This is a genomic window from Brevibacillus porteri (assembly GCF_003013475.1).
In the GTDB taxonomy this organism is placed as follows: domain Bacteria; phylum Bacillota; class Bacilli; order Brevibacillales; family Brevibacillaceae; genus Brevibacillus; species Brevibacillus porteri.
Map to the genome: position 1 here is coordinate 164,233 of NZ_PXZO01000052.1, position 6,529 is coordinate 170,761.

At 47.1% G+C, this 6,529-nt stretch carries 9 protein-coding genes; 1 reads left to right on the forward strand and 8 read right to left on the reverse strand.

The annotated features are described in order from the left end of the window. Nucleotides 1-14: 14 nt before the first annotated feature. The 8 genes from C7R92_RS24840 to prsW form a co-directional block, all read right to left on the reverse strand. On the reverse strand, nucleotides 15-608 hold the full coding sequence (locus tag C7R92_RS24840; RefSeq protein WP_106835992.1) for a lysophospholipid acyltransferase family protein: 594 nt from the start codon (nucleotides 606-608) through the stop codon (nucleotides 15-17). Further along, on the reverse strand, nucleotides 605-1,276 hold the full coding sequence (gene cmk / locus C7R92_RS24845; protein WP_106835993.1) for a (d)CMP kinase: 672 nt from the start codon (nucleotides 1,274-1,276) through the stop codon (nucleotides 605-607). The genes C7R92_RS24840 and cmk overlap by 4 nt, the downstream gene beginning before the upstream one ends. 209 nt (nucleotides 1,277-1,485) lie before the next feature. After that, entirely contained in the window at nucleotides 1,486-1,668 is a 183-nt protein-coding gene (locus C7R92_RS24850) for a hypothetical protein (protein WP_106835994.1), read from the reverse strand. A gap of 25 nt (nucleotides 1,669-1,693) precedes the next feature. Beyond that, nucleotides 1,694-2,377, reverse strand: coding sequence for a flagellar brake protein (locus C7R92_RS24855; protein WP_017248091.1), 684 nt, complete (start codon nucleotides 2,375-2,377; stop codon nucleotides 1,694-1,696). A 115-nt stretch (nucleotides 2,378-2,492) separates the two neighbouring features. Next, complete coding sequence (gene ypeB / locus C7R92_RS24860) at nucleotides 2,493-3,860, reverse strand: germination protein YpeB (protein WP_106835995.1); 1,368 nt, start codon at nucleotides 3,858-3,860, stop codon at nucleotides 2,493-2,495. Nucleotides 3,861-3,892: 32 nt separating this feature from the next. Then, nucleotides 3,893-4,552 carry a cell wall hydrolase gene (locus C7R92_RS24865; RefSeq protein ID WP_106835996.1) on the reverse strand — a complete coding sequence of 220 codons (660 nt, stop codon included), beginning with the start codon at nucleotides 4,550-4,552 and terminating at the stop codon, nucleotides 3,893-3,895. A 26-nt stretch (nucleotides 4,553-4,578) separates the two neighbouring features. Further along, a complete protein-coding gene (locus C7R92_RS32435) occupies nucleotides 4,579-4,737 on the reverse strand; it encodes a hypothetical protein (RefSeq protein WP_007716480.1) in 159 nt (52 codons plus the stop codon). 20 nt (nucleotides 4,738-4,757) lie between these two features. Then, entirely contained in the window at nucleotides 4,758-5,432 is a 675-nt protein-coding gene (gene prsW / locus C7R92_RS24870) for a glutamic-type intramembrane protease PrsW (RefSeq protein ID WP_017248088.1), read from the reverse strand. Between the two features lie 82 nt (nucleotides 5,433-5,514). On the opposite strand from prsW, the gene C7R92_RS24875 reads away from it, so the two are divergent. Then, entirely contained in the window at nucleotides 5,515-6,486 is a 972-nt protein-coding gene (locus C7R92_RS24875; RefSeq protein ID WP_106835997.1) for an asparaginase, read from the forward strand. The last annotated feature ends 43 nt before the right edge of the window (nucleotides 6,487-6,529 follow it).

A 6,529-nucleotide genomic window follows, 5' to 3' on the forward strand; every position in this document is an offset into this window, starting at 1 on the left:
TTCTATACCGTTTGCTAAGAGAGATGCTGGTTCCGTAATTGCTTGATGTGCTCCATAATCAGATCGCTCGCTTCCTTCAACGTATCTGCGCTTGATTTGGCCTCGCGCAGTTGAGTCAGATCGATCGGTTTACCGTAAACGATCTTAATAGAACGAAACGGCTGATATGGCCCGATAATGGCTACCGGAATGACCGCGGCTTCTGATTTGAGAGCGAACATCGCCACACCCGGCATTGCTTCCCCTGGTTCCCCTGTTTTGCTGCGAGTTCCCTCAGGAAAGATTCCAAAGATTTTTCCATCTTCCAGCAATTTGAGAGTCGTGCGAATGGCCGCACGATCTCCTGCACCCCGTTTGACCGGAAATGCACCGAATTTGGTAATGAGAAAGGATATGACCGGAATTTTGAAAAGCTCTTCTTTGGCCATGAAATGAACCTGACGCTCGATACCACTCCCGAGAAGAGGTGGATCCCACAAAGAAATATGGTTGGCACAAAGGATCACTGGGCCTTCCTTAGGTATATGTTCACGCCCGATCACTTGCCAACGAAAGACAAGCGAAAAAATTATGCGAAAAAAACCTCTGAATAAACGATAGTAACTCAATGGGTTGACTCTCCCGTTCGCTCGCAGATTTGCAAGATGCGATCGACCACCTGATCAATGGTCATTCCTGTTGTGTCTACCAAAACGGCATCTTCCGCTTGGCGCAACGGCGCGACTTCTCTCTGCATGTCCCGTCGATCTCGCTCTTCGATTTCTTTTTCCAGCTCAGATAAGTCTGTCTGGGTACCTTTTGCGAGTAGTTCCTTCCAGCGGCGTTCTGCACGCTCTTGGATGGAGGCTGTCAGAAATATCTTCACATCTGCATCAGGCAAAACATGAGTACCGATATCTCTACCGTCCATGACGACATTGCCTTGAGTCGCTAATCGTCGCTGGAGCACAAGCATTTGTTCACGTACGGAACCGTAGCTCGCTACAATGGAGGCGTACTGGCTCACTTCTGTGGAACGTATCCAGCTTGTGACATCGATTTCATTCCAGAATACATGTTGCTGTCCGTTTTCCCGAACCAGTTGAATCCTGTTTTTTTGCAAAAGTTCGGAAACTGCAGACTCATCGTTGATAGGGAGCTGATGATGGTGGACTGCCCAAGCGAGGGCACGATACATGGCACCCGTGTCAATGTACACGTATTCCAGTTGTCCCGCTACTTTTTGGGCGACAGTGCTTTTGCCTGCTCCCGCTGGTCCATCAATGGCAATGTTCATTACTTCTCACCTGCTATGTACGTTAGTTCGGATGGGAATAAAACAAGAAAAGCTTCTGTCGAAGCCCTTTCCCATTCTTTGTGTGATGAAAAACGATATTGCGTTTTTCGGATTTGGCTGTGACCACTAATGGTCTACAAAAAAACGATCCAAGACCGTTTTCTATGTTATCTATAATAGTACCATAGTATGGAAGCATGCGCAAACCTTTAGGGCTCTCTGGACACGCCTTCCAAGCGCTCTGTTTCGATTAATACTAGTCTTGCGGGAACGTACTGAATGAGGACTTCGCCTATGGTCAGTACAATCGCACATATGACAATTCCAATCATGATGCCTTTTTCTACCCGTTTGGAAAAGCTGCGAAAACGATCGTTGTACTGACTGGTCAATAGGGTCACTTCCTCTGATGAAGCGTCAATCCACAACGCCTTTTTTGCGAAGCTCTAGCTGTCTCTCGTAACACGCTCTAACCACTTTTGCCCGATCTTGCTCACTGATTTGGGTGAACTTACCCGAAATCCATTGGTGCAAACCTTTTTCTTCCGCCGGTTTTTGTCTGACGATTTCCATCTCAACAAAGGCATGTTGAACCTGTCCATTTTTGCTTGGAAGGGAAATCCAGACGTGCAAGTTGTCTTTTTCCTTCAAATGATAGCTTTCCTCACAGCTAAAAGACAGCCCACCACCGCTGATATCCAGCGTTCGTGCCAGAAAATGATAGCGTCGAATCGGATCATCCAGCTTGACTGCGATGTCTACCGTGGTGTCAATTCTCAAGTAGTTTCGTCGCTGTGTGCGCACAATCTCCTCTTTCGCCGGGAGTTGCAAAAGCAGTACAGGAATGTGGTTGTTTTGCCTGCCGACAATCGCAGAGCGGAATTCATAGCGTGAGCCATCCTCGCCAACATACCAAACCAAGCATTCTGTCCCTGGTTGAAATATCCCAGTCCGTCCAGTGTTTTCGCTGGTTGGCAACTCGATGGAAGCTACATCATCCTTCAAATCAGCCACTCGGCTTTTGAACGTTTGCAGCTCCATTTCTTCTGAGGAACTCGTGAAGTTTAGTCTGATTGTTTGTCCTATTCGTGGAAGCATCATAAAGTAAATGTTCCTCCCCTTCCCTATCACCCTTTCCATTATATACCCTTTTGTTTCGAATCAGCAAATAGGGAAAGCCGCTAAAAAACTAGCTTTCCCCATGATTTTTCAAACGCTATTGTCCCTCGTTCTGTGCTGATCCCGTTTCCATTTTCACAACTTCTTCTTCTTCTCCATTCATGGCGTTGATATAGACCATGTACGAATTTCCTTCAAAGCTACCTGTCATTTCCCATGTCAATACTTCTTTTCCATCGTTTTTCCCTTCGATGAGAGAAAGGCGTTGATCCGTCACTTTTACACTCGGATTGACTTTTTTCCTTGCTTCTTCTTTCGTGAGACGAGGCTCGGAGAGAATTCTCTTTTTGTGATTAAACAGATACTCCGTCGAGTTAAAGGCAGTAACCTCTCCATTGTCCAACGCGATCTCGACGACCACCCCGTCAGGATAAATTCTGACGCCATCCTGAACAGGCACAAACGTAAAGAGTGCGTTGCGGTCGTAGCTGTCAATCTCGGAGACCTGCATATTGTCAAATCCGTGGTTACGCAAGAACACGCGACCTTTTTCTTCTGCCTGTGTCATGTCCAGCTTTTCCTCACCAACCCCACGCTCGTTCATCATCCAAACCACTTTACCGCCGCGTTTGGTGACATCGAGGTTAATGCCTGTCTTGTGTCCTTTTGGCGTGACACGTACACTATACGCCGAGTATTCCTGCCCCTTGCCGTTCTCATTCACCTCTACTTTCGCATCCCCTGGCTTCAACCCGAGAAACGCCAGTGCATTCTTCTCTGCTTCCTCTTTGGTGGCTGCTTTGCCATCGATCCCTTTGATTCGCTGCTGCTTTTTCTTATCGAGACTCTGTATCCCGACGCCCCAGTCTAAATCAGGGTATTCCTGCACTTTTTTCTCAATGGTTTGGAAGCCATCAATGATGGAATTGTCCTCTTTGCTTTTATTGGAGGCCAATGCCGTCTCAACATCCATCCACCTCAATTGTTTGTCCATCGCGAGGGTTTGTACCTTGCGTAGCTCATCCTGGATATCCTTTGCTTGGGTGTGCAGGCTCTTCAAGGTCTTGTATTCACTCTGGCTCAATGGCTGCTTGTCCAGATCACGCACAGCGACGCGATAAGAAAAATCTGCGACCCTCGACAGCATTTCTTCGGTTTTGCTAAACGCCATCAAGGTCAGTGGGAGTTGTCCGACATCCGCTTGTGCCGCATAGGAAAGCCGCCAAACACTCGTCAAAATGGGGGTCATTTGTCTGCGCGAGTTGACTACCAGCGATTTGCCAAGCTCATCGTGCAGCTTGTCCACATGATAAGTGAGATCGTGAAAAGCTCGTTGATATGAGTTTTCCGCTTTGATCAGGACCGAGTTCTTCTCATTGTGCTCCTGATATCCCCACACGCCAGCGCCTATTAAGGCAACCAGGGCAATGGGAAATAACACACGTGCTGTTGCTCCATATACCATCCCTTGCCACTCCTCCTTTGATTACGTATCCATCATCTGCAAAAGATGTGTTTCCCGATCTTTTTGACCTGCGGCCTGGTCCAAATCCAACCGGATGTTGCTGTATCCGGATTAAAATAGTACGTGCAGCCTCCCGTCGGGTCCCAGCCATTTAGCGCATTCTTCACTGCTTTCGTCGCACTTTCATTCGGTGTCAGCCATATTTGACCATCAGCAACTGCTGTAAAAGCACGTGGTTCGAATATTACAGCCGAGGGCGTATCAGGAAACGAAGGACTCTTGACGCGGTTCAAAATAACGGCTGCGACAGCTACTTGTCCTTCAAACGGCTCTCCTCTTGCCTCCCCGTAAACAGCATTCGCCATGATTCTCAAATCATTGTCAGAGACCCGTGAAGGATGAAAGCTGGCTTGGGTTTTGGCAGTATTTTTCTTTGCAGCAGGTGCGGCCATCTGCTGTTCTTGTACGGCAGCTACATTCTTTTCTTTCCAGACAACCTTGTATCCACTCAAGCCAGCTGCTACCAACATCACTAACACACCTGCGATCCAGATTGTACGCACGGCTGAATCCTCCTTGGCATGTATTGAAATCTTTGCATAGTGTTGGTGGAGGAAGAATGGATTATGCATGTAAATCTGGATATAGAAAAAGACCGATGCTATTTGCATCGGCCCACATAGATTTGTCACGCTTTTTCAGTTGGGAAAGGAAAAGATCAGGACTCATCAATCCGAAAATGCTTATCGTTGTCACACAGGCATTGCTTGAACCCTGTTTCTATTTGCCCTCCAGGTTCTCGATGACCACGCAGTGTAAACTTTTCTCCACATACATTGCATTGAATTGTCACTTTTGCTCGTTCGGTTTTTAGCACGTACGTCTCCTCCTTACCGTCTATTGTGGACGTGAAGAGAGATTTTTAGAACCGAAATCGTGTGCTCTTTGTACCTTTTTTAAGCCTTGCCACCACAAAACGAGCATGAATGGCACAATCACTACCAACCAGTTTTGCACGGCCAAAAAAATCACGTTGTACAAGGCATGCAAACCGATCGGCAAGGTAATCGACATCCATAAAAAAAGCCGCTCATGTTTGGCGTCCTTGGAAAATTTGGCCCGTCCGAGATAATAGCCCATCCACACCGCAAACAACGCATGGCTGGATACCGGCAAAAAGGCACGCCAGATGGCGATATTCGTTCCGTTGATAATGAGGTAGAACAAATTCTCCAGCGTAGCAAAACCAAGTGACACCGCAACCGCATAAACAATTCCATCGTATGGCTCATCAAATTCCAAATGTTTATAAACCGTAAAATAGATGACCATCCATTTAAAAAATTCTTCCACGACAGCGGATTGGAAAACTTCCGCGACAATGCCATCCCGCCAGTTCCATTCATTCTGCATGATGTACTGGAGCACCATAATCGGTACAACCAGCAGCATCCCAAAGATAAACGACCGGATCACCATCGAAATCGGCTCCGGTTCGAGACTGTCACGCAGGTAAAAGTAACTTAAGATGGCGATACCGGGGGCAACTGCCGCGCCGATCAAAGCAATCATCTTTTATTACTCCTTTACACAAGACTATTGTTCATCGTACCATGAATACTGGTTGATGAAAACCCGCTACAGGAGAGAGATCATGTCAAAAAAAATTTTGGTAGTGAACACAGGCGGTACGATTGCCATGTCTGTCGATGACTCAGAAGGCGTAAAGCCATTGGATGATCAAGCAGTCAACAAAATCCTTCCTTTTTTAGAAAAACACGCGGATGTCACCATGAAAAATGTACTCAACCTACCTAGCCCTCATATGACTCCTGCGATCATGAATCAGCTGCGACTCGATATTGAGGAAGCCTTTCACAATGATCACTACGATGGCATTGTCATTACCCATGGGACTGATACGTTGGAAGAGACCGCATACTTTCTCGACTTGACTTTATCGGTTAACGTCCCAATTGTCGTTACCGGAGCCATGCGCAGCAGCAATGAGCTCGGGGCGGACGGCCCTGTTAATCTTATTTCTTCCGTTCGTGCAGCCGCAGATTCCTACAGTTTGAACAAAGGTGTTATCGTTGTGTTTAATGATGAAATTCACGCAGCACGTCACGTAACCAAAACACATACGAGCAATGTAGCTACCTTCCAGTCGCCACAATACGGACCGATTGGAACCATTGCGAAAAAGAGTGTGCAATACCACCATGCTCCATTGGATCGAGAGCATTACGCCATTACCCATGCTGATGCGAATGTACCGCTGATCAAAGCAGTTGCAGGCATGGAGCCCGCTTGGCTGCAGTTTTTATTGGAGCAACACATTGATGGACTCGTCGTAGAGGCGTTTGGATTAGGAAATCTTCCTCCCGCTATCATCCCTACCCTGCAACAACTACTCGACAAAGGAGTACCCATCGTGCTCGTCTCCCGCTGCTACAATGGCCAGGTGCAGGATATCTATGACTATGAAGGTGGAGGCCGCAAACTAAAAGAGATGGGCATCATCTTCTCCAATGGCTTGAATGGGCAAAAGGCTCGTCTCAAGTTAATCGTAACGCTGCAAAAAACACGGGATTTCAAAGAGCTGCAGCAGTTGTTCGACCAGTAATTAAATGACTACAACCTCCTGGCTGGTCAAGACCCCATTTAGT